Origin of the sequence: Aestuariirhabdus haliotis, assembly GCF_023509475.1 — a bacterium.
GTDB classification, from domain to species: Bacteria; Pseudomonadota; Gammaproteobacteria; order Pseudomonadales; family Aestuariirhabdaceae; genus Aestuariirhabdus; species Aestuariirhabdus haliotis.
In genome coordinates, this window is the sequence record NZ_JAKSDZ010000035.1 from 1 (window position 1) to 25205 (window position 25205).

A 25205-nucleotide genomic window follows, 5' to 3' on the forward strand; every position below is an offset into this window, starting at 1 on the left:
GCGGCGAGACAACGCCGAAGCCTGCGACGGCGGCCCCGAACCTGTGAGGGGTGAGCAGCACTGCTGCGAATCATTCCCGCGCCCTTAAGCTCACACCAATACAAAACCTCAATCTCCAAGGGTTGGGGTTTTTTATTGGTCGCCTGGTTGACGGAGCCTACCCGCGTAGCGGGTTCAGCCGAGCCGTATCGCGGCGAGACAACGCCGAAGCCTGCGACGGTGGCCCCGAACCTGTGAGTGGTGAGCAGCACAGCTGCGAATCAATCCCGCGCCCTTAAGCTCACACCAATACAAAATCTCAATCCGCAAGGGTTGGTTTTTTTTATTAGTCGCTTGGTTGACTGAGCCTACCCGCGTAGCGGGTTCAGCCGAGCCGCATCGCGGCGAGACAACGCCGAAGCCTGCCACGGCGGCCCCGAACCTGTGAGGGGTGAGCAGCACAGCTGCGAATCATTCCCGCGCCCACCAATACAAAGCATTGACCCGCAAGAGTTGGTTTTTAAATCCGTTATGATCGAGTCACTTTTGAACTGACCAAACCAAAATCGCCATAGGGCTCGTCACGGCTACGTACCGCATTCATAAAGCCCTGTTCCGTCGCCAGTTTCTGAAACGCATAACCTTCGGGGGTATGTCGGGTAATACCGTCGAACAGAGTTCCAATCAATTGGGTGCCGGATAACCCCTGGTTTTCGATATGCTGATTCAGTAGTTTTTTCATCATAATCAGCTGGTTGATGGGCATCATAGCGACCCGTTGGATCAACGATTCAAACACTTCATCCAGCTCACTTCGTGGTACCGAGTCTATCGCCAGGCCCCACTCCAGTGCTTCGTCACCCGTTAAGCAATCGCCGGTAAACAGCAGACGCTTGGCTCGCATCACGCCGACACGATAGGCCCATAACGAGGTGGTCGGGCTTCCCCATACACGTGCGGGGGGATAGCCAATTTTGGCCTTATCTTCGATAACCAGCATATCGCTGCACAACGCCATATCGGTGCCCCCCGCCACACAGAAGCCATGCACCTTACAAATCACTGGCTTATCGGCGTGAAACAGACTCATAAAGCCTTTTACATTGCGCGACATCATCTGGTAATCCAGCATCGGGTCCCAGGTATTCCTGGGGTCATGATTTTTCCCCTGGCACTCTTCTGACAACACAGTATTTTCGGTCCCCTGCGCCGCAAACCCTCTGGTCTGCTCCGCCGATTCCACCAGGTCGTAACCGCCACAAAAACCGTTCCCGTTGCCACTTAACGCAATCACATGCACCCCGGGGTTGATATCGGCTTGCTCGACGCAGTGCACCAGCTCTCGAGGTAAGTCCATGGTGATCCCGTTACCGCGCTCGGGGCGATTCAAGGTAATACGAGCAACAGGTCCATCAACCTGATAGGTCATTGTCTTTAGTTCCACCGCCATCTCCTCACTCAAGAATATTACATTAAGATTATTGTTTGATTTTTTATGTAATATTTAAGATATTACATAAAATTCATAATTTGCAAATCTTCGTAATAAATAGGCCATGAACGACTTCAAAGTTAGCCCCAAGAATTTGCTGCTGGGAATTCTGCACACCGGCAATCTCAAAGCGATGCCCATCAAGGTCATTATCCACCTAGGGGCGCTGTTCGGTTTTAGTTCAAACCTGATGCGGGTTAATGTCACTCGCTTATTGAGCGACGGCGCGCTGGAACAGGATGAACGGGGGTACTATCGCGCCAGTGGGAAAAATAACCTTATGTCACTGTGGATCGATCGCTGGCATTTGGGTGAGGACCGCAGGCGCCCCTGGAATCGCAGCTGGTTATTGCTGTGCCTGCCAGGTAAAAAAGCCATTGCCAGTCATAAAGATACCCTCAGGGCGCTGTCCTATATGGGCTTTAAAGCCTCAAACAGCTCTATGTGGGTTCGTCCATACAACCTTGTGGAATCCCGGCAAATCATTTTCGATCACTTGTTGCAACTGGGCCTGATCGAAAGCGCCGAGTTATTCGTAGTCTCTGAGGCAAGTAGTGAACGGGAACAGTATTGGCGCGATACGCTCTGGCCGATCGAACAGTACCAACAGAAGTACAAACAGCTGCTCGATGAGCTGGAAACCAGCAAAAACGCGATCAAGAAAATGCCGCTGGATCAGGCGGTAGTTGAATCCTTCGTACTGGGCAGCCAGGTTGTCAACACCCTGGCTATCGACCCGCTACTGCCCGAAGAGATGGTGGATTCCCAGCGTCGCGCCACACTGACCGATGCCATGCGCGAATACGACCAACTGGGTAAGGCGATCTGGTATGAAAAGATGGCGGAACAAGGGCTGATGGATGCATCGCCCCCCGCTCACCTTAACTTTTTACAATAACCACTCAGACTAATGGCTGGTGCCGCGTGAGTAGGTGGTTTTGTTAAACACGTTATATTTTCCGGAGGGCTTAACCATCGGCAAGCGCTTTACCTCTTCAAGGGTTTCGGCATCGTAAACGATCAATGCTCCGTCCACATCCCAAATGCTCATCAAGGCATAGCGACCATCCTTGGTGAACTCGATATGAGCCGCTGTTTTACCGGGTACCGGCTTGAGAGTTTTGACAATTTCCAACGTGGACTTATCAATCACATGCATTAAATCCTTGTTGGGACCAAAGAACACGTCTACCCAGGCATAGGGCGTCTTTTCATGGCTGCGCATAAAAAAACCCGGGCCTTTGGTTTTGATGTGCTTGATGGTTTCCCAGCTCTCCATATCGATGATACTGACGGTACCCGATTTCAGGTTGGGTGTAGCCATCACCTCTTTGCCCTGGTAATCCCAGGTGATGCCCGAACCCAGGTGAGGCATTCCGGGCACATCCAACTCGCCAATTTCACGACGGGCATCCAGAGACAGAATCACGCCCTCACCTTCTCGGGAAGCACCAAACAGCAGGCTGTAATCCTGATTAAAAAAGAAGTCATCCAGATAGGTCGAGACCTCAATTTTACGAATCGGGAATGGTTCAGGTACCACCACATCGCCCGATTCCTTATTGTAATTGTGCTCCCAGCCAGCAAAGCCAGCAGGAGGTTCGTCCTCATAATTGATTTCCCAGACTTCTTTGATGTCCTTCAGGGCGGCCACGAAACTATTTCTCGGCGGCGCATTGTAAACCGCGCTTACCCGCGAATGTTTGCCGGTTTGGTCAACCACATCGATCACCTTGATTGGCGACAGATCGGCGGTATCCAGAATCACCAGATTATTGGGCAGATAGTTAGCCGCTATCGCGTATCGACCATCACTGGACACCGCCAGGTTACGAGTATTGATTCCGGCACGCACCTCCGCGACCGTTTTCAGATTGTAGATATCGAACTTGCTGATCCAACCATCACGCGAGGCAAAATAGACATAACGGCCGTCCGGAGAATACTTGGGCCCACCATGCAGGGCAAAGTGAGTTTTAAACCGGTGAATAGGCTCAAACTTGTCGCCATCCAATAAGGTTGCGTGATGATCCCCGAGCTCCACCACGATAAACAGATTCATCAAGTCAGCATCAAATACCGGTTTATCGCCCAGTTCACCCGCCTGATAAAACAGTTTTTGCGACGCCTGGATCTGGGGTAACTCCCATTTCGGCGTGTTCGCCAGAGGGGTATAGATCAGATCGGCCAGCGCGGCAATTTGGGCCTCGTCCAACTGCTGGGAAAAAGCTGGCATCTGGGTGGCTACGCGGCCGTTGCGGATCACATCCAGGGCTTTGTTTTTACGCAGCCGGGAAAGGTTTTCCGGCAGCAGCGCGGGACCGATACCACCGGTGCGTTGCGCCCCATGACAGCTGGCACAGTGCTGCATAAAGACGGTTTTGGCATCGACGTCCGTCGATGATTGCTCTGCATTGGCAGGCAAGCTATTCAAGGACAGCGTCAACGCTGCGCCCAACATCCACTTGTTTGTGTTCAAGATAACCCCTCACTCACACCTGTTACCGCCAACCGTCTGGCGACCGCACAACCTCTGATTCTACACGGCTCTTTGTTGCCAGTGCGACACAGCCTCGGCATCATCTAACGACGTCTCTTCTGAAGGCTCCGATTCCTGCTCCAGGGCATTAATCACCTTACCAATAACGATCAGGGTTGGGGGTTTGATTTTTTGTGCCTGAACAAATTCGGGCAAGGCTTCCAAAGTGGTTTTATAGGTCTGGTGTCGTTCGGTGGTACCGTGGCGAATCAAGGCCACCGGCGTACTACCCGGCAACCCATGTTGGGTGAGTTCCCGGGACAACACCGGCGCTGTTTTAATGCCCATATAAACCACCAGCGTATGGTCTTCTCGGGCCAGGGCCTGCCAGGGAAGGTCGAGCTTATCGTCTTTTAAATGCCCGGTAATAAAGGTGCAACCGTGGACAAAGTCGCGATGGGTCAGTGGAATACCCGCATAGGTTGTGCAACCAGAAGCAGCAGTAACCCCAGGCACCACTCGGCAAGGCACACCGGCTTTTAACAGCTCCTGAACTTCTTCCCCGCCGCGGCCAAAAATAAAAGGGTCGCCCCCTTTTATACGCGCCACTTTCTTACCATCCATAGCCTTGTCAACGATCAGTTGATTGATCTGATCCTGAGGCAAGGTATGCTGATCCACCTCTTTACCGACGTAGATGCACTCGGCAGAATCGGACACCAGATCCATGATTTCCTGACTCACCAGGCGGTCATAAACCACGCAATCCGCTTGCTGAATCAGTTTATGCGCCCGGACAGTCAACAACTCCGGGTCTCCGGGACCCGCTCCGATCAATACCACTTCACCCGGCAGAAACGCCCGACGATTATCCTGGCCTTTTGCCAACAAGGCTTTGGGTTGAAACCTCTTAACCTGCTTGGTCATACTCTACCCCGTCTATTCAATTCCTGGCTCACTGCACGTCTGAGCGGCTTACGCTCGACTGCTGTCCCGCTTTTTCCACCGGATTTAACAGCAATGACGTATTGATCGTATCGCTGTCCCCCGCCTGGCCATAGTCTTCGGGTAAGCCCACTTCCTGATTTTCCAGATAGCAACCGGGGTCTTCCCCCCAGTGATCACCATCGAAACTGAATGCACGTACCCGGGTATTGCCACCGCAAACCGACAGATAAGTACAGTCTGCACAACGCCCCTTAACGGCGCGCGGCTTCTGTCTTAACCCGAGCATTAATTCATCATCGGTATTTTTCCAAATATCGGAAAACGGTCGCTCTTTGACATTACCCAGATGGTGATTCCACCAGAAGGTGTCTGGATGCACATTCCCCAGATTATCGATATTGGAGATATTAACCCCGGAAGAATTACCGCCCCATCGGTCCAGATGCGCTCGCAATAAAGCTACACGATCAGGGAACTTGCGCTCAGCCCAATGCAGCAGATAAACACCATCGGCATCGTTGTTGCCGGTAACGTATTCCGTGTGCTTGCCAGCACACACATCATCCCAGGCCCGATCAAACAACAGGTCCATGGCTTCTCGTGTCGTACGAAAATAGGCATCGCCCTTGCGATTGCGCTTGCCTCGGCCGGAATAATTCAAATGCGACAGGTAAAACTTTTCGACCCCGTGGTCGTCCATGATGTCGAGCAGTGCGGGTAAATCCTTGCTGTTCTCCTCGGTCAGGGTAAAACGCCACCCGGCCTTAATGCCATGTTCGCGGCAGAGTCTGATTCCATTTAAAGCCGCATCAAATCCACCCTGCATCTGGCGAAATTCGTCGTTGTAATCCCGCAGGCCATCGATGCTGATGCCGACATAATCAAACCCTACCTCGGCAATCTGTTTAATGTTGTCCTGATCAATCAGGGTGCCATTACTCGACAAGCCAACATAAAAGCCCATGGCTTTGGCCCGCTTGCCGATCTCAAAAATGTCGGGTCTGAGCAGAGGTTCCCCTCCAGACAGAATCAATACCGGCACACGAAAGCTTTTCAGATCATCCATTACAGTAAAGACTTCCTCGGTGGTAAGCTCACCGGGAAAATGGGTATCTGCTGAAATCGAATAACAGTGCTTGCAGGTCAGGTTACATCGGCGAATCAGATTCCAGATCACAACCGGACCCGGTGGCTGGCGATGCGGACCGACCGGGGTTTGATCATGAAGGATCTTCATATATTGACTGATACGAAACATCGTTAGGTCGCCTCAACTCTTGCATTGGGTTTCTCTGAAGATTCAACCGGAACCGAACGGGCAATCCGCAAACCTTTCTTCTTGAGAATCCTGGTGCTGTATAGAACATCACACGCACGTAGGTCATCACCGAGCAGCTGCTTTATCTGCTCGATATCTTCTGCCACGTCTGACTTGTTTTTCCCGTGAACCATCGCAAACAGGTTATAGCTCCAGTCGGGTAGATGCCGGGGTCGATGATAACAATGAGTCACACTGGGCAAGGCACCCACTTTGGTGCCCAGCTCGCGTATTTTTTCATCCGGGACATCCCAGACGGTCATGCCATTGGCGGTATAGCCCAGCTTGTAATGATTGGGCACAGCCGCAATACGACGAATAATGCCGCAGGCCAGCATGCTTTCCATGCGCACCATAACCTCTTCAGAGCTGGTACCCATGGCTTCTGCCAGCTTGTGGTAAGGGCGCGGCACCAATGCCAGACCTTCCTGACTCAAGGTGACCAGCTCCCGATCCATCTCGGTCAAGTCACGTGTGGGTCGGTCAGGCCTGACACTCACATTGGGTTTGGTATCAGCCTGTTTTTCTGACAGATCAAGATAGAATCCGACATAGAACTCTTCCAGCTTGGGCATGTTGTACACCGGGTAACCGCTTTGCTGTTCGATACGCTCTATCGTTTTCTCAAGCTGCTCTTGCTCTTCGGTGGCCAGCACAAACCACATATTCAATTGATGGTCTCGCTGGTAATTATGAGCAATTTCCGGAAACGCATTGACGATCTCTGTCACCTGATCGAAGTCTTGTTCAGGGATGGACATCGCCGCCAGGGACAGTGCTCCGCCCATGCGCTCGGCGTGATACATAGGACCAAACCGGGTCAGAACTTTTTCCTTTAACAGGGTATCGATTCGATCAATCAGGCTGCTTTCTGTTATGCCAAGATCTTTGGCAACCACGGCGAAAGGGTATTCGCATACTGGAAATCCGTATTGCAGCTTGTCTATTATCTTCTGATCCATGGCTTCCATCAGACCGCTCCCATTCGATTAACAGGTTGTCCCGCGCGTTCCAGCAATGGGCAGCTCATCAGGTGTGGAAGATCCTCAATCCTGGCATCAACCAGCTTGGTCGACGCGCTATCCTGTTCCGGAGCCAAGGTATACAAACCACCCTTTTGCTTATACTGGCGAGTACTGAACAGCACAGCTTTGGGTGTCGACTCCAGTTCTCCGAGCTTAACAAGCCGTTCAATATCCTGGGCGACACTTTCTCGATCTCGACTGTGGATCATGCAATAAAAATTGTAGGGCCAATGCGGCAAGTGCCGTTTGCGTTGATAACACAAGCTGACCAGACCGGATTCCTTGAAACGTTCTCCAATTACATCGACCTTCTGTTCTGACACATCCCAGACCACCATGGCATTTTGAGTAAAACCCAGACGGTGATGATTACTGACTAACCCCAAACGCTTGATCAAGCCGCTATCGAGCCAATCACGAATGGTATTGATCACGGCATACTCATCATCAATCCCCAGCATTTTTGCCAGGGTTGCGAATGGCTTTGCGGTAATTGGCAGACCATCCTGAATAACCGCGCGCAGTCGTTGCTGATTGTCGGTATCGAGTGAAGCCTGCAATCTGACATCATCCACGTCCAGGATTTTAGGAGCCTGCCTGGAAGGCACCGGGGAATGACTGAAACGTCTGCCCTTTGTACGATCGGTACCAACATGGAAACCCAAATCAATGTGATAGGGTTTCTTCATCGGCAAACGTAAAATCAGAAAACCAATTTCAGATTCCATGCGCTCCAGAACCTGATTTAGATGCGTTTTCGAAGGCGCAGTCACCACAAACCAGAGGTTATAGCTGTGCTCACGGCCGTAGTTATGATTCACCTCTGGGTAACTATTAATTTGCTCTGCAACCTGCTCGACACGCTCGGCAGGCACACTCACCGCGGCCAGCAAACTGGCACCTGCACGGCTGTGTTCGAAGACCGGGCCAACACGCGTCACCACGTCTTCATTTTTCAATGCTTGCAGTTTGGCCACCAGATCTGATTCGCTGCAGTCAAGTTCTTTGGCCATGATCCTGAATGGCCGGGGATCGAGGGGAAAGCCACGCTGATAACGCGCCAGCAAACGGCTGGTCAATTCATCCAGACACGGATCTTCAGTGGCCTTGTCATTGACGATTTTCGTTTCGCAATTCATACGCCTGCCTTCCTGTCTATTCACTCTTCAATTCACTAAAGTCCTATTCGATGAGCTCGAGAAGTGAAGAAAATGCCGCTGGGGCTTTCTGCTGAAAATTGCTCGAGCACCTCAAAGGTAGTGGTGTCGTAAATATTGACTCGATTCAAATCACGGACGGAAACCCATAGATGTTCACCCCGTGGCGTAAATTCCATATGCAACACCCCTTTACCTGGTACCAGGGTATGCGCAACCTGTTGGGCTTCGACATCGATCACTTGCAGAGTATCGTTGTTGGGAAAAGCGAAGTTAACCCAGACCTGTCGACCATCAGGACGGGCCATGACAAAAACAGGTTGGCCATGCACATCAATACTGCCAACCTGTTGCCAGCTATTCAGGTCAATCACCAGTACTTTATGCTGCCCCACCGCCGGAACAAAGGCGTAATTACCGGCTATTGCCCAACCTTCGAGGTGGGGCATTTTGTAGACCGGAAGTTTCTTCTCACCTTTGCCGTAGTTGGGCAGGATTTTTTTGCTGCCTTTTTCGGGGTGCCAAAGATCCACCAGGGCCATACCGTCTTCACCAAACAAACCGGCGATATAATAGCGGCCATCTGATGATATCAGCGCATCGTAGGGCTGACGGCCGACCTGATCAAACTTGGTCAGCTTCGGTGCCTGCTCTTTGCCTGCCGAGAAATCGGCAATCCAGATTTCATCGCTATCGAACAAACTGAACACAAATTTTTGACCGGGGGCATCCACCAGGCCAACGACTTTGGAACCTTTTTTGGCTTTGCTGCGCGGATCAAACACCTGACTGGCAGGAATATCGGCCACTAGCTCCAGGGTTTCACTGTCAAAAACTTTCACTCCACCCGGGCTGTAGTTAGACACAGCTACCAAGCTGCCGTCCTGACTTATGGCACCACCGATACTATTGCCCGACTGAATAATGCGTTGGTCAATACTCTGGGTCAGCATGTCAATTTTACTGAGCCCGCCATCACGACCGAACACGTAAGCAAAACGTTCATCGCGCGAGAATACAATGGAGGCATGGGACAGGTCCCCCAAATCGTTCACCTGCCCGATAGGCGCCTTATCGCTGGTATTGATGATCTGCACACTGCCCGTGGCACGCTCGATGATAACGCCCATGTCCCCCGTTGCCCGTAAAGGCTCTGGTGAAAACGAACTGCAAGCCCCAAGCACTGTAGTTAATGCGGCCAACAACAAGGCTTTATGGTTCATTAGTTACGATCTCCCCGGCTTTTAATTGATTGGCAATCCAGCGTGCATCCATTTCAGACAAAATACCTTTCCAGGGCGGCATGGGAGTCGTAGGACGCCCATAAAGAATGACTACGGTCAAATCATCCACCGAATAGTTTCTAAGGTTATCGGGCAAAATGGCCGGCCCCAAGCCGCCTTTTAGCAACATGCCATGGCAAGACCCGCAATCTTGCTTGACCAGATAGGTCAGCTCTTGTTGCCGGGCATCATCGATTTGCGAATGACTTTGCTGATCTGGTGAGCGTACGGTTACCGAGCCGGTCATATCAGGATGGGGACCACATTCGTAAGGAAAGGTACCCTCTTCATTAAAGACTTTCTGGAAGCTTTCATCCGGGAAAAAATAATCGGGTTCGGGCTCACCCTGCTCTTTAAACCAAACGCTGTGGTACTGGCGCTTTTCGCGATTGATCCATACCACCGTATCACCCTTATTGACCGTAATATGCTGGGGAGTAAAGCGCCTCTTATAGATACTGACTTCAACGGTATCAGCGTATGCCGTAGTGCTTATGACACTGGCGGCCAGATAACCGGCCAATACGACTGCTATAGTGAAATACCGACCTAGCATGGCACCCCTCCCCGGCTATGGGTTTACTGTGTTACGGCGTTAATCTCGACATCGCTGTTGTCAAAACCCAGCTTGTAGCCCAGAGAAACATGGTGGAAACGACCGTCACTGTAGTCATCGTGAATGGCGAAACCGAAGTTGTAGACTTGATCCAGGCTCAACGTGATATTGCCGGCTTCATCCGTCTCCAGTGGACGTTTGAACTCAACGACCCAGAGATTACCTTGCTTGGTTGCTGTCGCTTGACTGATCACGCCTTCATTCATCAAGCGGTCGGCCAGGATATTGCCGTCTTCGACCTGCTGACTGCCGGAGTTATAGCGCACGATATCCATGAAATGCTGTGACAGAAACTCCGCGTTAATCTCTTCATCGGGCTTGCGCTTGTCCCAGCCACCCAGAGGCTTCTTGTTACGCCCCTTGAGTTCAATCTTGGTGCGACTTTCCTTAATGTACTTGGTTACGTCCTGCCCCTCTGGCGCAAACGGCATACCGTTTAGATCCGCATGACAGGTGCCCCAGCATCCGGCTCGGTCGGCATATTCGACCTCATCCGTGGCCAGCATAAAGGCCAGTTTCATAGAGTTTTCAGGGTCCATCTTGCCACCGTCAGCAAAGGGTGCGGGCTGATGCTCGGTGTCTTCCCAGGAGAACTGCAAGTAGAGGTTTTTGCCATCATTAGCCGCCTTGACCGCTACCGCAATACTGCCGCGCTTACCTGGAATAATCTGATCTTCCAGCTTTTCGCCAGTAACGATTTTGTCGCCAATATCCATGGTCTCTTCTTCGTGACAATCGACGCAGCGATCACCTTTTGTGAAGGAACGCTTGCCGCCATGTTTACGACCCAGCACCCATTCCATGGAGGATTGTCCAGGATAAAACACGCGCATATCACGAGCCGGAATGGCGGCCCAGTTAATGGCTGATTTTGCGGCTTTCGGTGCACTACCGGATGGCGCTTTGGCAGCCTCGGCGGATGGTTTCTGCTCTTGTGATTTGGCCAGTTGCGCGGCTACCTCAGCGGCTTTCTTGGCTTCTTCAGCGGCCAGCTCTGCCGCTTTCCTGGCTTCTTCCGCCGCTTGGCGCTTCTTCTCAGCTTTCTCCTCGGCTTCCTTGTCCAGGAATGCCTGCCAATGTGGAGGAATACCGATCGCCAAATCCGGATCGGGCTGGGTCAACAGGTCCATCTCTTCATCGGTCAACTGGTCATGCACCGATTTGTGTGCAATACCCTTGTGACAATCGATGCAGGTATTACCTGCCTGCATCGCATTTAAATGCTGTTTGCGAGCACGGGGTTTTTGATTTTCCGGCTGCATAGTTGTGAAGTCGTGACAGTTTCTGCATTCTCTGGAATCTGTACTCTTCATTTCGCCCCAAACATTTTTTGCCAATGTTAAACGCTTGGCATCAAATTTTTCAGGGGTATCAATCGTACCCAATGCCCAGTGCAACACCTCGTTAGAGGCCTTGATCTTACGGACAATTTTGTAGACCCAGGGGTCGGGTACATGACAATCAGAACAGGTGGCACGAACACCGCTACCATTGGAGTAATGGACTGTTTGCTTATACTCCTGATAAACATTCTCTTCCATTTCGTGGCAACTGATACAGAACTTGAGCGTGTTCGTTGCTTCCATTGCGGTATTAAAACCGCCCCAAAATATTACCCCCACGAGCATAAACACCAGCGCTGCTGCTACCGTGGCACCCATAAATAAGGGACGTGACATTAAGCTTTTAATAGTTTCCGCAATACTCATCGAAGAGGCTCCCCGGCGTTCTGTGTTTTTATAATGTCTTACTTGGGTGGGACTTAAAATGAAGGGGTATTTCAATCCTCAAAATACCCCTTCCTACTGCTTACCTAGCCATTACGTCTTATGATTGGCTCGGTTATAGACATTGAACTTACCGGTTGGTGTCGTCAGGCCTTTGATACGAGTTTTCTCTTCGAGAGTTTTCGCATCATAAACCACGATTTCACCTGTGGGGTTCTTGTTATCGCTACGGTTCCAGACTGATACCCAAACTTCAGTACCGTCCTGGTTGAACTCCATGTGCAGCGCAGCTTTACCTGGCTCTTCGGTTACACGAATGGTCTTGACGATCTCACGCGTATCCTTATCGAACACTTGAACACTTTGCTGAATCTCTGGCTCAGGATGCTTCAGCTGGTCAGCCCAAACATACTGTGAGGTCGGGTGAGTACGGATGAAGACACCAGCACCATCGGTTTCAACGGTGTAGCACAGCTTCCAGGCCTGGTCAGGGTTACCCATTGGATCGTTACCCCAGACAGATACTTCACCGATACCCAGGTGAGTAGTACCGCCTACAGGACCACACTCTTTATCAACCCAGTTGGCACCAGGGCCAGGGTGAGGCAGTGAAGCCACATCGATCATCTTCTCTAACTTGCGCTCTTTAGTGTCGACCACAACCATCTTGTTAGAGGCGTTCGCAGCAATCTGGAAGTAACGACCGGTGGGGTCGAAGAAGCCATCATGCAGGAACTTGGCAGTGTCCATCTGATCGATACGCAGGTTGTCGATGTCGCTGTAATCTACCTGCCACATTTGACCCAACTCTTTGATCGCTACGATCCAGGTTGGCTCATTAGGAGTGGTGTAGATTGCCGCTACACGAGATTCCTCAACGTATTCACCATCAACGTTGATACCGCGAGATGAAACCACTTTCAGAGGCTCAAGTGTTTCTGCATCCATGATAACGAAATGTGGTGGCCAGTAGCCGCCAGCAATGACGTATTTACCATCACCGGATACGGCGATATCACGCGCGTCATAGGCCATCTGAGTTTCGGCGACCAACATCTTGTCTGGCGTCTGCCACAGGTCAATCTTGTTCACCTTGCCATCACGGCCAATGGTGTACCAGAAGCGACCAACGTCTTTTGCTTCATCAACTTTATGGTGCTCAGTACCCTTGATGACGTGTACCGCATAGCCGGTATCGATGTGGGCAACGATTTCATGCTTGTCACCATCGACGATCGCAGCCAAACCGGCGTCACGCTCGATTACAACAAAGAAGTTCTCCCAATTGCGACCATGCATAGGCTTGGTTGGGTAATCTTTGGGCTCAACATAGGTCTTTGTGCGTTCTTTCATCATTGCCAGAGACATCTCTGGCGGCACTGGAGGTTCCAGCTGAATGTATTTGGCGAGCAGATCGATCTCTTCTTTGCTGAAGATATCATCGAAGTTGTTCATGCCGCCTTCGGTACCCAACTCGATGATTCGAGACAGGCGCTTGGTGCCTTTCTTCAATGTTTCCTCAGGCATCAGGCTCTTGCCTGTTGCACCTTTACGTAAAACACCGTGACAACCGGCGCAACGCTGGAAATACATCGATTTGGCTTGATCAAACTCCTCCGGAGTCAATGTTGGTGGCGTATTGGTGGCTGCATTAGCTGCGCCTCCCATGCCTACCCCCATTGCCAGAGCCAGTGCTGACAATGCTACTTTGGTCTTATTCATCGTTTGCGAACTCCTGCTGTGTTTCCTCACCTTATAATCTAGAGAGCCCCTTAAATTTGCTCCCCCTGCCAAGTACTCACCAGTACTCGATACCGCGGTTCACGCTGAGCTTACAATCGCTTTATCTATCCATAAGAGAGACAAAACCAAATTCTCCGAAGTACCGTGTCCATAGCAATACCCCGTTTAGTGTAGGACCTTTGTTGTTACATACAATTGATTGTGATCAAGTCAAGTAGCCTCAAAAACAAATCTTCGTCACCATTGAAATCATAAGCAATCAACACCGACGAGTCGTTGATAATTATCAACAACTGATTCATTTGAAATCAAACAATAGCCGTGTCTTGAAAAAAGCCTGCTATTTCTAGCGGTTAGGCTTCATAGTGACGCGTTTATCAAAACCCGATAAGCGAGTTTCTATCAAATTCTGCTTCCAATCAGGTGGGCTGTCGTGGCCTATGTTCTGATCACCAATATTCCAAAAGGGCGTAAGAACACAGCAATTTGTTCACTTTCCATCGAAGAGAAAGTGCGAATCACTCTCATTTACACTATGTAGAAATGGATAGCGCGAAATAACAACTAGGGCACCTCTGATTCAGAGTCTTTGTACCGGCAGTACGATAAGTCTTTTTTAACGATCTGATTGTTGGAAGAATCATGCGCCAACCTTCGACCAGACTAAAGAACCCAGTGAATCGGTCGATATAAAAAGTGCCTTGCCTATTACTGTTTTTACGATCAAACCGACCGACAGCTACGGCTTTACTGATACCAATTGAGGAAATCTTTTACTATTCTCAGCCATTCTTTGCAGTGGTATTGCTTAAGATTAAGGATACGGATCGTCCAATATCATACGATCGAATGACACGATAAAACATGTAGCCTATGGACCAGGACAACAACCATGTTAAAAAAATTCTTATTACCTATTGGTGGATTGCTTCTTATCACCTCTATTCTTATCGCTCTCCTGATTCCGATGTTGACAGAGAAGTCTATGATCAAGGCGACGGTTAATGATGCCAAACAAACCGTTAATCAGTTCAAGGTATTACGGGGCTATTACACAAAAAACGTCATTAGCAAAGCCAGTGCTTTTGGAATGAGCCCCACCGTCGAGCACAAGGACAAAAGAGAATCCATCCCCTTACCGGCCACCATGATTCATGAACTCAGCGAACTTATGGCTTCGACGGGGACCGAAATATCACTCTACAGTCCTTTCCCGTTTCCCAATCGAAAAAGCCGCCAATTGGATAATTTTCAATCTCGTGCCTGGCAATCACTGTCCAAAGATCCTGAGTCGGTTTTTATTGAAGAGGTGAATCGAAATGGCAGTCCCTTTTTGCGCATTGCGGTAGCGGATACCATGCAAGCCGATGCCTGCGTCGTTTGTCACAACAACCACCCTGACACGCCAAAAAACGACTGGAAACTGGGTGATGTACGAGGTGTACTCGAAGTCGTAAAACCCCTTGCCGACATTCAGGCACTTTCTACAGAAACCCGTAATGTAATAAGCCTGTCAACTTTGCTTATGATGGCTTTGATTGCGGCAGCAATGGCCTACCTGTTCCGCCGTGTAGTACTCAACCGAGTGCATTCCCTGGAGTCAGCAATCTCCGAATTGGCCAGTGGTGAAGGTGATTTAACCACCGAACTCGACACGGGAGCTAACGACGAACTGGGACGTGTTGCGGCTAATTTTAATCGCTTCCTGGGCACCTTTAAAAATATTATCGAGGGGGTAATAGAGCGTACTCACAGCGTGGAAAAATCTACCACGCATGCTCACAACTCTACCCAGAACATTGCTGACAAGATGAACACGCTGGAAGGCAAAACTCACTTTATTGCCAGTGCAATTACTGAGATGTCGAGTAGCATAAAAGAGATAGCTCACAACACAGAGCTGGCCTCAGCGGACACTAAACAGAGTAATGAGCGCCTGCATGAATCCAGCAAAAGCATGAACACCAGTGTGGAGACCATTCAGCAGCTGAACGGCAGAATGAGCGATACCGCGACGGTTATTTCAAGCTTGAGGGATCAAAGCGATCAGATTGGCACCGTACTGGATGTGATCAAATCCATCTCCGAGCAAACCAATCTTCTGGCCTTGAATGCGGCGATTGAAGCCGCACGCGCCGGAGAACAGGGCCGAGGCTTTGCCGTGGTTGCTGACGAGGTACGGGGGCTGGCGCATCGCACACAGGAGTCAATTTCCGAAATACAGGAGACCGTGACCTTACTGCAGAGCAAGTCTGAAGAAGCCGAAGCCAGTGTGAAAGAGGGCTGCGATTCCAGCCTGGAAGCCAGCGACGGCATTCGTGAAGTCTATAACCAGCTCGAAGAAGCTATCAAGCTGGAAGCAAACGTGATGAATGCGGTAGACAGCACCGCCGCAGCGATGGAGGAGCAGCACAGCGTCTCCGAGGAGATGGATCAGAGCGTCGTGGACTTAAGGGACCAAACGATTGAGTCACTAGAGTTAATTAACAGCATCACCGCCGAATTTGACCAGATAAGGTCTGAGATGCAGCAACTTAACTCCGAATTAAGTCGATTCAAACTATAAAAAGTCCAGAAGCTGGCGGCACGTTCTTTAAGGCAACACCAGTAAACAGAGATACCCCGACGGGTATCTCTGTTAGCTCAACCCCAACCAATAGGCTAGCAAAATCAGGCTACCAATAATGACAGAATACCCGGACATCAATAATCTCCAGGGCCTGGGTACAGAACGCAACTCCATAAAGTAATCAACAATCAGCTGACTTTTGGCTATCAGTAAGCCAACTGTTACCAGCGCACCCCAAATCCCCATGGACCCCGCACCACCGATAGCGAACGCAAACAGGGTTGCCAACATCAGGAAACACCATACCCGGGTGACCTGTACGACTTGAGACCTTGCCGTCGATTTTGGTTCCCCAAGTTCATTACTTTTAGACTCTACCTGACTGCTCATTCTGATTGCCTCTCACTTTGCGCCGCTTTCTTTACCATCAACCAACCAATGCAATATCTGTCAGTTCAGTACATAAACCAGCGGGAATAGAATAATCCATAGCAAATCAATCATGTGCCAGTAACAAGCACCACTTTCCACGACCACGACTCCCTCTCCCTGATAACGTCCCCGTCGCGCATTCCTTGAAATCAATATCAGTACCAGCAAACCCAGCAATACGTGGAAAAAATGGAAGAACGTCAGTAAAAAATAAAACATATAGAATGCATTTGTGCTGAGACCGTACCCTGCTGAAAATGCCTCATAATATTCCCAGAGTTTGACCACCACATAGATTGCCCCCATAAGGATGGCTCGGTTCAACCATCTCGAGCAGCCTTTAGGGTTATCCTGATGGATATCGATCACGGCTCGCACTACGAAGTAACTGCTGGTAATAAGTGCCAGCGTGTTGATGGCACCAGCGGTTCTATTCAGATGAGCAAAGCCCTGGGCAAACAGATCGGGGTGATTCAGACGCACAAACGCGTAAGCAATAAAGAAGATCGAGAAGACCGTCAACTCAGCCAGTATGAATATCCATACCACCAGATCCCCGGGTAAGGGATGCACTGTCCGCGGGGAAGTTAAAGAATGGGACATCGAGGTTCTCCTGAAACCTTCACGACCAAGACTGACAATAGTACCCAGTGTCTCCTGGAACACGACTGACCAGAATCAATTCGTAAAAAAATGCCACGATACCTACTGATTAGCAATCAGCCTGAAGATCGGTTTTCATCCTATTACGACAATACAATCAATCTATCAGTGTTGGTCACAAGAACACATCACCCGAGTCTCCAGATCAACGGGTACAACCCACTCCTCCCGAGCATAGAGCAGATACAAAAAAACCACTATTACCAATCAGCAATAGTGGCTTTAAAGTGCCGGTAGATTCAGCACTCAAGAATGGCAGTATTAACGCAACCAGGCTTCCACTCGTCGATTCTTAATACGACTTGAGAGAGAATCATTACCCGCTACCTGCATCAGTGCGCCATTAGCAACCATTTCAATGCGGCTCTTGGCCACACCCTGCTTGACCAACTCGGTACGTACTTTCTTGGCACGCAACTTGGAGATCAGCACTGCCGTGTTACTCGGATCGGAAGAACCCACCAGAATCAGCTTGGACTGCTTGTTTTCAGGGGCACTCATATAGCTGGCCAAACGCTTGATATCTTCCAGCGCCTTGCTGTCTAGCTTGGCTTTGCCTTCGGCAAACCGGAAATTCAGTGACAAACGATCGGCACCACTCACCGCTTCGCGATAGTAATCGGGCAGGTCATCTGCTATTTCCAGCTCAAAGCGCTCGATGTTTTGCGATACATAACCAGTGGCATCAACCAGTTTTTGAGCCTGTTGCTGCTGAACAAATTGAATAAACTCATTCACCGGCTGGCTCTTTTCCTTCGGCGTGTAGAGATAAAGTCGACGAGCCAAAGGGTAATCTTCTGTGGCCAGGGTGAGACGGTTTGGGTACATCGCTTGCACCTCCTCGTCCGCGGCAATGGCAACCGCTTTGCTGTCACCTACAGAGCTCAAACCGACAAAACCAATTGCCAGGGCGTCTGCCTGAACGGCCGCCGAGAGCTTTTCGTTAGAGTCCTGACGCTTGGCGCTCTTGGCCAACTTGCCACCTTTGCCCAGCACCAGCTTGTTAAAGGTATCCATGGTACCTGAGCCATCGTTTCGGGCGAACACACTGATCTTGCCCTTAACACCACCGACCTGGGACCAGTTCTTGATAGAACCATTGAATATTTTTTTCAGTTGTTCCGTAGTCAGCGATACCACAGGATTGGACGGGTGAACAATAATGGACAGGCCGTCAACCGCGATCACATGCTCCGAACTTGATGCGGTCATATTGCCCAAGGCTTTTAGCTCATCAGCCTCGCTGGCTTTAATGGGTCGGGAAGATGCCGCAATATCCGCGTTGCCTTTTTGCAAACCGGCGAAGCCAGAGCTGGAGCCTTTAGAGGCAATACGAACCTGCACGAAACGATCGCTTTTGGCATCGTAGCCTTTAATGACGGTCGTGTGCTGTTTTTCGTCAACCGATACGGCAATATCCGTAATGCCTTTGGTTTCGAGATAGGCGTGAGCCATTTTCGGTGTTAATTGCTTACCAATGGTGCTCGATCCCTGCATATTGATCCAGGTATCGACCGCTGCATCCGCATCGCTCGTTACAGCGAAGGCTTGACCGCAGGCCAACAGCAAGGCCACATGGCCCACAGCCAATAACCGGGTGAATCCCTGCTTAATCGTGAAGAGAGTACAACTTGTGCTTTTCATTAAAACCCCTTTACTACAGCTTGTTATCAAATAATCTACTTCCATTGATTAATGGCGGGGCGTTTGTCTGAAAAGGTCCGCTCTTCTCTACCAAAAAATATCTACTCAAGGACATGAATCCTAAGCGGCGCGCAGGGTATGTTACATTTTTGTTAAATTCAATCGGTATTTACCGCATTCACTCCAAATCTCAATAGCAATAACTCATAAGATAAAGCGCATTTATAAGACTCTGGGCAGTGCTGGATTATTTGTCTAGCAGGCCTGTGTTCCAACCGGGTCAGGCGTTACTTATTCGCGACTATGACCGTTTCAAGGTCGCAACCTTAAATGGGGCATTGGTGCATCAAACAACCCATTATCCTTGCACCTTTTTCATTTCTTTGTCATAACCAACCCATAGAATAATGGGTCTCACTTATCATTGAGATTCCCCCATGCATACGCTCCAACGCTTGAGCCTGATAACGTTAATGATCAGCTCCACCCTTTGTGCTGATAACTCAACCGGGCTATCGCCCTCGATGTTACCTTTCTCGGTACTGGAGCAATTGGATAACGGCACCGAAATTCGCAATGGTGGTTTTGGTTCTGCCATGACCGCGCATCCAAACCATCCAGACCGTTTTTATGCCCTGACCGATCGCGGCCCTAATGCCAAATACACAGGCCCGCAAGGCAAAGGGAAAAAATTTCCCATGCCCGCTTACACGCCAAAAATCTCCGAATACCGATTGAATAAAGAGGGTTCTGTCGAGATGATCCGCGAAATTCAACTCAAGGACAGCCAGGGCAACCGGATTACCGGTCTGCCTAACCCCGCCGGCATGGGCTCCACCGGTGAGGTACCCTATGACAATAACGGCAAGGTTCTGAAGACAGACCCGTTCGGGCTGGATTCCGAAGGCCTGGTAGCCTTGAAAGATGGCAGTTTCTGGGTCAGCGATGAATACGGCCCCCACATCGTTCATTACAACGCCGCTGGTGTTGAGCTGGAGCGTATTAATCCCTTCGGTACGGGGACTGGTGGCCGTAAATTGCCGGCGGTGCTTGCCAATCGCCGCGCAAACCGCGGCATGGAAGGTCTGGCTATTACCCCGGATGAGAAAACACTGGTCGGAATTATGCAATCCACGCTGTTTAACCCCTCCAAAAGTGCCATCAGCAATAAGAATCTGACTCGCATCCTGACCTTCGATATTGCTACCGGTGAAACCCACCAATACCTGTATCGACAAGAAGCCAACAGCCTGTCCAATTCCGAAATTGCGGCCATCTCGAACACAGAATTTCTGGTGATTGAACGCGATGGTGGGTTTTATGGCAGTAATGCCCAATACAAACGCCTGTACAAGATTGACTTGCGCACCGCCAGCGATGTATCCGGTGACTTCTCAGATCCACAGGGTTTACGGATCAACGAGCGCACTCTGGAACAAAACAGCTGGGCTGAGCTGGCTTCGGCCAATATTCAGCCGGTTACCAAGACCCTGGTTGCTGATGTGCTCAACGACATTCAGTATCCCCACGACAAGCTGGAGGGCATCTGGATTCGCAACAGCACAACCGTCGGCCTTCTCAATGACGACGACTTTGCCGTATCGGCAAACGGCGGAGAAGTCATTCAGAAGAGACTGCCTGCCGACGATTCAGTCGATAGCAATCGTTTGTATATGATCCAACTCGATAGCAAGCTCTACTGAAACCCAGACGGTTTCTGATGATCGTTTCCGGGGGCATTTCACCCCGGGAACAGGTTCCCCTGTTTCCCGTGAACACTGTCCCCTATATTCGCTAACCTGAGCGACTGAGTCAGGTGCTGGCGCTCGGACTATTGACGTTTCTGGCCTGCTGACGAAATTGCTTGGGACTCTGCCCGGTTTGCGCTACCAGGAAATGATTAAAAGAGCTTTGCTCACGAAAGCCCAACATCTGACTGATTTGAATCAGGCTCATGGTCGAATATTCCAGATAATCGCAGGCCTGACGCAAGCGTACCTGTGCCAGAACACCCTGAAAGTTTTGCTCTTCCTTTCTCAACGCACGCTGCAGACTGCGTTCCGACATCCCCATGATAGCGGCCATCTGCGCCAGCCTGGGATGATGCATAAGGCGTTGAGCCAACAGTTCCGCCAGCTGCTCGGTCACCGGTTGCCCAGCCATCCTTGTGGGCTGGACAAGAGAAGACCGCAATGGCCAGGCCAATACATCGGCGGCGATCAGCAAACTGTTATGGGGCTGGTCAAAACGACATTCTCCCTGGCACAGCACCTGATAATAATCGCGCCGATATTGATCGGGTTGTCGATGCTCAAAGGTCATTTCCAATACGGGAATGGAGCGGCCTGCCAAACGCTGGGCAAGCTGGATAATGCCCGAAAGTACATTTTCACAAACCAGCCGGTTAACCGGATGCGATCGAAAACGAGAGCGCCATAACAGGCGTAAATTATTGTCCTCCAACTGGATGCTCGACTCCCCCAGTCGGTGAACCAGACGCTCAAGGAGCATGACTTGCTGCAGGGCTTCCGCCAGAGTTTTCGCCACAGCAATCGCATCACCGAGTACGTCAAAGCTGTTCAGATCGGCCAACTGGCCACTGCGCAACCCTAAATAGGGATCCTGACAGAGCTCACTGGCAGTTTGAAGCAGTGCAAAGTAGTCGGCGATATTGATCCGGATGGGCGGTTTGTATAACCACAAGTCACTTTTCCCGATGGCCGATGCCAGCGCACTTAAACGTCCTCCTTGTTGCAAGAAGGCCTCGATGGTTGGCTGAATATAGGCCCCCACAACAAATTCGTCCGGGGCTCCGGTATGCACATCCTCAGGCACTGGCGGCTCCTAAGCCAAGGGTCATCAGTATAAAGGCCTATACAGCCAACCCTGTCGTGATAAAGCAAAGTATTGACATCTTTTAGCAATATTACATCAGATGGCTCTTGTACCCTAGCGGCATAAAACAACAACAAGATCAGGTAAATCGATGAGCACTATGACCCTGTCATCCCCAGATGCTGGCACTGCAAGCCCCGACACAGGCTGGCTAGACAGCGTTATCCAGCCTATTGAACATTTTTCCGAAGCCCGCCGCTATGGCAGCGCCCATACCCGCCTTGAGGCCATGCGTCATGCGGCAGGAAAGTTTCGCGATCATATGCTGGAACGCCCCCAGGTGAGGTTCTACCGCAGCATGGAATTGATCCGGGTGCCCTACCCCAGCAAGTATGCGTTTCTTAACTGCAATGTTATTCCGATGCCATTTATTCATATCCTGAATCGCCTGTTCATCGTTCAGGTGAATACCCGGGACGGGGTAAAAACCCTGTTGTTATCCCCCTCCGACATCCAGGCGAATGCCCAAACCCCCTATTTTCGCAAGATCACCGACAAAGCTGGCCCGGCAAAAAACTGGTTAAAAAAGTTTATCGCGCCCGAAATCAGTACCGTCAACGGTTGCCTGCAGCAGCTGGGCCTGGCGCCTGAAGATATCGATTTCATCAGTTATGACCATCTACACACTCAGGATTTGCGGCAATGGCTAGGGGACGGTATTCGTCCCGGTTTTTTTCCCAATGCAAAACTTCTGGTTATGAGAGAGGAGTGGGAATCCGCGAATGCGCTGATGGCTCCCCAGATCGACTGGTATTGCCCGAATGGGCTGGCCGGTGTCGCCGAGGATCGTGTTATTCAGCTCGAAGGCGATGTCATGATTGGTGATGGTCTGGCCTTGATTCGCACTCCGGGCCACACCGTCGGTAACCACTCCTTTGTTGCCCACACTCCCGAAGGCTTAAAAGTCACCAGCGAAAACGGTGTCGGACCGGATTGCTATGCACCGGATAAATCCCGCATCCCCGGACTGAAAAAATACGCCCAGCAAACCGGCATGGAAGTCATCCTGAACGGCAACACTCTGGAGGGTGGACTGGATCAGTACATCTCTATGGTGGTTGAGAAAACCATCGCCGGTAACCATCCCACCTATTCTGACTTCCCCAATATGGCGAATTCTTCGGAGCTGACCGGTTATTGGGGCTTTCCAGGCTACAAGCCGACGGTGACTTACGGCGATTTGCATTTCGGCACTCTGGTAAACCCTCGGTAACAGGGTTCCAAGAGCATAGCGAATAACAACAAAGGCGATGATCGTTAGCGGGACAAATTCGTAGGCCCGGCCTTTTGATGATTGATAACCCAAGGATGCTTTATGAATATTTTTTCGTACTGGCAAGGCTTTTATAACGACCCCTGGTTTTGGCAGTTTCCCATGGCCACGTTGGCCATCAGCATGGCGGCGTTCCTGACCGTGGCCATTCCCTGGACGATTGTTGCCTGGCTCGATCCACAATCGATGCGAAAATATAAAATTCAGCAAAAGCCCTTCGAGTTTGACCGTTTCTTCTGGCCATCGGTCGGCCGCATCATCCAGAACAATATTATTCTCGCGGCTTTACTGGTGCTCTTCTGGCCGTTGATAAAGCTCAGCGGCGTTCATGATGGCGCCTTGCCCGCCTGGTATATCATTATCATACAGCTGCTGTTTTTCGTCTTTCTGGATGATTTTTTATACTACTGGATGCACCGCTACATGCATGAAAACAAATGGCTGCTGCGTCATGTTCACAGCGTGCATCACCGCATTCGCAACACCTGCGGTATCAATGGCAATTACATGCACTGGCTGGAGTTCTCCTTAACCGCGTTCCTGACTCTGGTGGGGCCGATGCTCATCGGCGCGCACATCTACGTGATCTGGATCTGGGTCATCATCCGCCAGTTCGAGGGCGCAGACGGACACATCGGCTACGACGTGCCCTGGAATCCCGCGCACCTGTTTCCGGTCTATCAGGGCCCGGTTTACCATGATTTCCATCACGCGAAGTTCAAAGGCAATTATGCGGGGTTCCTGCCGTATCTGGACAAATATCTTGGCCAAACCCACATCGCCGCTTACCTGCGTTATCTGGAAGAACGGAAAAAAGGACTATCTCCTCAGCAGATTGCCGACCAACCGTCAGCCCAGCGTAAACGGCCAACCACCGCAGTCTCTTCGGCGCAGTAATAACCGCCCGAAACAATAGTCTGTCATTGTATTTCTGAAGAGCCCCCAACGATGATCGTTCATCATTGGGGTCATCTGTCCCAGACTGATAGACGGCCTGGATAACAGGCCTATAGCGACACAAACACCAGCCCAACGAGCATGATAACGACGCCTTGCAGGCGATTAGGATGCCATCCCTCCTTTAACCAGATGATACCGATGGCGACCCCGATGGGAATGCTCAACTGACGCAGTGCCACCACATAACTGACTTCCGTCACCATCGACATGCTGATCAACACCAACAGGTAGGTACCCACGGCGAATAAACCGGTCACGAACATGGAACGCTTGATCTGCGGCTGGCGAAACAACGCGGCAAAAACCGGCTCTTTTAATACCAGCAGCGATACCGGCAACATACAGAGGACTATGCTGGCGGCCTGGACCACGGCAAACGCACCTCCCGCTTCGAAGGCATTAAAGCCGGCATCGCGCATCAAATGGATGGCGGCGCTGTCGGTAAAAGAATATCCCGCCGTACCCAGGGCAGCGACCACCGCCCAGCCTACCGCAGGGGTAAAATAGGTCTTGATATGCCACTCCCGCCAACGCCGAACCGGGACCATCATGGCACCACAAAAAATCAATGCCATGGCGCCCACATCAGCGACCGACAAGGCCGTATCACCATAGGCCATTAACACCAAAAGCGGCACAATCAACACCGGCAAGGCTCGCGCCAATGGATAGACCACGCCCAGATCACCGCCTTGATAGGCTTTTGCCAGCCCCACCAGATAGACCATTTGGCAAAGCCCGGATGCCAGGATCAACAACCAGAAGCGGGTCGGCATCGCCAGCACATCCGACCAGACATTAAACAGTAACGGGCTATAGATCAGCATACCCGCCGCCGTCGCCCACATATAAAAGGAAGCACTGGTCGCCGAGCGTTTACCGATCGAGTTCCAACCAGCATGCAACAAAGTGGAGGTAATAATCAGGGCAATTGCCATTGCGCTCAAGAGGTGTCTCCAAAACAATAAATGCTCATATAAACACGAGAACGTCAGCACGCCT

At 50.7% G+C, this 25205-nt stretch carries 21 protein-coding genes; 5 read left to right on the top strand and 16 right to left on the bottom strand.

What is annotated here, in order from left to right; genetic code table 11:
- A partial coding sequence (locus tag MIB40_RS15185; RefSeq protein WP_249695988.1) for a hypothetical protein occupies positions 1 to 251 on the bottom strand: 251 nt, incomplete at its 3' end.
- A 257-nt stretch (positions 252 to 508) separates the two neighbouring features.
- Positions 509 to 1423 (bottom strand): crotonase/enoyl-CoA hydratase family protein, encoded by a 915-nt coding sequence (locus MIB40_RS15190; RefSeq protein WP_249695989.1) that lies wholly within the window; start codon positions 1421 to 1423, stop codon positions 509 to 511.
- 112 nt (positions 1424 to 1535) lie between these two features.
- Here MIB40_RS15190 and MIB40_RS15195 point away from each other — a divergent pair, with 112 nt between their 5' ends.
- The gene (locus MIB40_RS15195) at positions 1536 to 2369 is read left to right on the top strand and encodes a PaaX family transcriptional regulator C-terminal domain-containing protein (RefSeq protein ID WP_249695991.1); all 834 of its coding nucleotides are present in this window, start codon (positions 1536 to 1538) and stop codon (positions 2367 to 2369) included.
- A gap of 9 nt (positions 2370 to 2378) precedes the next feature.
- Here the strand turns inward: MIB40_RS15195 and MIB40_RS15200 are convergent, their stop codons facing one another.
- The 9 genes from MIB40_RS15200 to MIB40_RS15240 all read right to left on the bottom strand — a co-directional run bounded on the left by MIB40_RS15200 (position 2379) and on the right by MIB40_RS15240 (position 13746).
- Positions 2379 to 3950: a cytochrome D1 domain-containing protein gene (locus MIB40_RS15200; RefSeq protein ID WP_249695993.1), complete on the bottom strand. Its 1572-nt coding sequence runs from the start codon at positions 3948 to 3950 to the stop codon at positions 2379 to 2381.
- Between the two features lie 60 nt (positions 3951 to 4010).
- The gene (gene cobA / locus MIB40_RS15205) at positions 4011 to 4877 is read right to left on the bottom strand and encodes a uroporphyrinogen-III C-methyltransferase (RefSeq protein WP_249695995.1); all 867 of its coding nucleotides are present in this window, start codon (positions 4875 to 4877) and stop codon (positions 4011 to 4013) included.
- Between the two features lie 28 nt (positions 4878 to 4905).
- Positions 4906 to 6156, bottom strand: coding sequence for a heme d1 biosynthesis radical SAM protein NirJ (gene nirJ / locus MIB40_RS15210; RefSeq protein WP_249695997.1), 1251 nt, complete (start codon positions 6154 to 6156; stop codon positions 4906 to 4908).
- Between the two features lie 2 nt (positions 6157 to 6158).
- Positions 6159 to 7178 carry a siroheme decarboxylase subunit beta gene (gene ahbB / locus MIB40_RS15215; protein ID WP_249695998.1) on the bottom strand — a complete coding sequence of 340 codons (1020 nt, stop codon included), beginning with the start codon at positions 7176 to 7178 and terminating at the stop codon, positions 6159 to 6161.
- Between the two features lie 8 nt (positions 7179 to 7186).
- Complete coding sequence (ahbB, locus tag MIB40_RS15220) at positions 7187 to 8380, bottom strand: siroheme decarboxylase subunit beta (RefSeq protein ID WP_249696001.1); 1194 nt, start codon at positions 8378 to 8380, stop codon at positions 7187 to 7189.
- 35 nt (positions 8381 to 8415) lie between these two features.
- On the bottom strand, positions 8416 to 9621 hold the full coding sequence (locus tag MIB40_RS15225) for a cytochrome D1 domain-containing protein (protein WP_319941681.1): 1206 nt from the start codon (positions 9619 to 9621) through the stop codon (positions 8416 to 8418).
- Entirely contained in the window at positions 9611 to 10237 is a 627-nt protein-coding gene (locus tag MIB40_RS15230) for a c-type cytochrome (RefSeq protein WP_249696003.1), read from the bottom strand. The genes MIB40_RS15225 and MIB40_RS15230 overlap by 11 nt, the downstream gene beginning before the upstream one ends.
- A 23-nt stretch (positions 10238 to 10260) precedes the next feature.
- Positions 10261 to 12006 carry a NapC/NirT family cytochrome c gene (locus MIB40_RS15235; protein WP_249696004.1) on the bottom strand — a complete coding sequence of 582 codons (1746 nt, stop codon included), beginning with the start codon at positions 12004 to 12006 and terminating at the stop codon, positions 10261 to 10263.
- 111 nt (positions 12007 to 12117) lie between these two features.
- Entirely contained in the window at positions 12118 to 13746 is a 1629-nt protein-coding gene (locus MIB40_RS15240; RefSeq protein ID WP_249696006.1) for a cytochrome D1 domain-containing protein, read from the bottom strand.
- A gap of 913 nt (positions 13747 to 14659) precedes the next feature.
- Between MIB40_RS15240 and MIB40_RS15245 the strand changes: the two genes are divergently transcribed.
- Positions 14660 to 16333 carry a methyl-accepting chemotaxis protein gene (locus MIB40_RS15245; RefSeq protein ID WP_249696008.1) on the top strand — a complete coding sequence of 558 codons (1674 nt, stop codon included), beginning with the start codon at positions 14660 to 14662 and terminating at the stop codon, positions 16331 to 16333.
- Positions 16334 to 16405: 72 nt separating this feature from the next.
- On the opposite strand, the gene MIB40_RS15250 is transcribed toward MIB40_RS15245, so the two are convergent.
- The 3 genes from MIB40_RS15250 to MIB40_RS15260 all read right to left on the bottom strand — a co-directional run bounded on the left by MIB40_RS15250 (position 16406) and on the right by MIB40_RS15260 (position 19075).
- Entirely contained in the window at positions 16406 to 16726 is a 321-nt protein-coding gene (locus tag MIB40_RS15250) for a cytochrome C oxidase subunit IV family protein (RefSeq protein WP_249696011.1), read from the bottom strand.
- 60 nt (positions 16727 to 16786) lie between these two features.
- Complete coding sequence (locus MIB40_RS15255) at positions 16787 to 17371, bottom strand: cytochrome c oxidase subunit 3 (protein ID WP_249696013.1); 585 nt, start codon at positions 17369 to 17371, stop codon at positions 16787 to 16789.
- Positions 17372 to 17692: 321 nt separating this feature from the next.
- Entirely contained in the window at positions 17693 to 19075 is a 1383-nt protein-coding gene (locus tag MIB40_RS15260) for a substrate-binding domain-containing protein (RefSeq protein WP_249696015.1), read from the bottom strand.
- A gap of 437 nt (positions 19076 to 19512) precedes the next feature.
- On the opposite strand from MIB40_RS15260, the gene MIB40_RS15265 reads away from it, so the two are divergent.
- The gene (locus tag MIB40_RS15265) at positions 19513 to 20778 is read left to right on the top strand and encodes an esterase-like activity of phytase family protein (protein ID WP_249696017.1); all 1266 of its coding nucleotides are present in this window, start codon (positions 19513 to 19515) and stop codon (positions 20776 to 20778) included.
- Positions 20779 to 20887: 109 nt separating this feature from the next.
- On the opposite strand, the gene MIB40_RS15270 is transcribed toward MIB40_RS15265, so the two are convergent.
- Positions 20888 to 21910, bottom strand: coding sequence for an AraC family transcriptional regulator (locus MIB40_RS15270; RefSeq protein ID WP_249696020.1), 1023 nt, complete (start codon positions 21908 to 21910; stop codon positions 20888 to 20890).
- A gap of 151 nt (positions 21911 to 22061) precedes the next feature.
- Between MIB40_RS15270 and MIB40_RS15275 the strand changes: the two genes are divergently transcribed.
- Positions 22062 to 23183: an MBL fold metallo-hydrolase gene (locus MIB40_RS15275; RefSeq protein ID WP_249696022.1), complete on the top strand. Its 1122-nt coding sequence runs from the start codon at positions 22062 to 22064 to the stop codon at positions 23181 to 23183.
- 162 nt (positions 23184 to 23345) lie between these two features.
- Complete coding sequence (locus tag MIB40_RS15280; RefSeq protein ID WP_249696024.1) at positions 23346 to 24140, top strand: sterol desaturase family protein; 795 nt, start codon at positions 23346 to 23348, stop codon at positions 24138 to 24140.
- A gap of 110 nt (positions 24141 to 24250) precedes the next feature.
- Here the strand turns inward: MIB40_RS15280 and MIB40_RS15285 are convergent, their stop codons facing one another.
- A complete protein-coding gene (locus MIB40_RS15285) occupies positions 24251 to 25141 on the bottom strand; it encodes an EamA family transporter (protein WP_249696047.1) in 891 nt (296 codons plus the stop codon).
- Between the last annotated feature and the right edge of the window lie 64 nt (positions 25142 to 25205).

What these genes read in the sequence shown, in the direction of transcription:
- MIB40_RS15195 (WP_249695991.1), top strand. Translation starts at nt 1,536, where the DNA reads ATGAACGACTTCAAAGTTAGCCCCAAGAATTTGCTGCTGGGAATTCTG.
- cobA (WP_249695995.1), bottom strand. Translation starts at nt 4,877, where the DNA reads ATGACCAAGCAGGTTAAGAGGTTTCAACCCAAAGCCTTGTTGGCAAAA.
- nirJ (WP_249695997.1), bottom strand. Translation starts at nt 6,156, where the DNA reads ATGTTTCGTATCAGTCAATATATGAAGATCCTTCATGATCAAACCCCG.
- ahbB (WP_249695998.1), bottom strand. Translation starts at nt 7,178, where the DNA reads ATGGATCAGAAGATAATAGACAAGCTGCAATACGGATTTCCAGTATGC.
- ahbB (WP_249696001.1), bottom strand. Translation starts at nt 8,380, where the DNA reads ATGAATTGCGAAACGAAAATCGTCAATGACAAGGCCACTGAAGATCCG.
- MIB40_RS15225 (WP_319941681.1), bottom strand. Translation starts at nt 9,621, where the DNA reads ATGAACCATAAAGCCTTGTTGTTGGCCGCATTAACTACAGTGCTTGGG.
- MIB40_RS15230 (WP_249696003.1), bottom strand. Translation starts at nt 10,237, where the DNA reads ATGCTAGGTCGGTATTTCACTATAGCAGTCGTATTGGCCGGTTATCTG.
- MIB40_RS15235 (WP_249696004.1), bottom strand. Translation starts at nt 12,006, where the DNA reads ATGAGTATTGCGGAAACTATTAAAAGCTTAATGTCACGTCCCTTATTT.
- MIB40_RS15240 (WP_249696006.1), bottom strand. Translation starts at nt 13,746, where the DNA reads ATGAATAAGACCAAAGTAGCATTGTCAGCACTGGCTCTGGCAATGGGG.
- MIB40_RS15245 (WP_249696008.1), top strand. Translation starts at nt 14,660, where the DNA reads ATGTTAAAAAAATTCTTATTACCTATTGGTGGATTGCTTCTTATCACC.
- MIB40_RS15250 (WP_249696011.1), bottom strand. Translation starts at nt 16,726, where the DNA reads ATGAGCAGTCAGGTAGAGTCTAAAAGTAATGAACTTGGGGAACCAAAA.
- MIB40_RS15255 (WP_249696013.1), bottom strand. Translation starts at nt 17,371, where the DNA reads ATGTCCCATTCTTTAACTTCCCCGCGGACAGTGCATCCCTTACCCGGG.
- MIB40_RS15260 (WP_249696015.1), bottom strand. Translation starts at nt 19,075, where the DNA reads ATGAAAAGCACAAGTTGTACTCTCTTCACGATTAAGCAGGGATTCACC.
- MIB40_RS15265 (WP_249696017.1), top strand. Translation starts at nt 19,513, where the DNA reads ATGCATACGCTCCAACGCTTGAGCCTGATAACGTTAATGATCAGCTCC.
- MIB40_RS15275 (WP_249696022.1), top strand. Translation starts at nt 22,062, where the DNA reads ATGAGCACTATGACCCTGTCATCCCCAGATGCTGGCACTGCAAGCCCC.
- MIB40_RS15280 (WP_249696024.1), top strand. Translation starts at nt 23,346, where the DNA reads ATGGCCACGTTGGCCATCAGCATGGCGGCGTTCCTGACCGTGGCCATT.
- MIB40_RS15285 (WP_249696047.1), bottom strand. Translation starts at nt 25,141, where the DNA reads ATGGCAATTGCCCTGATTATTACCTCCACTTTGTTGCATGCTGGTTGG.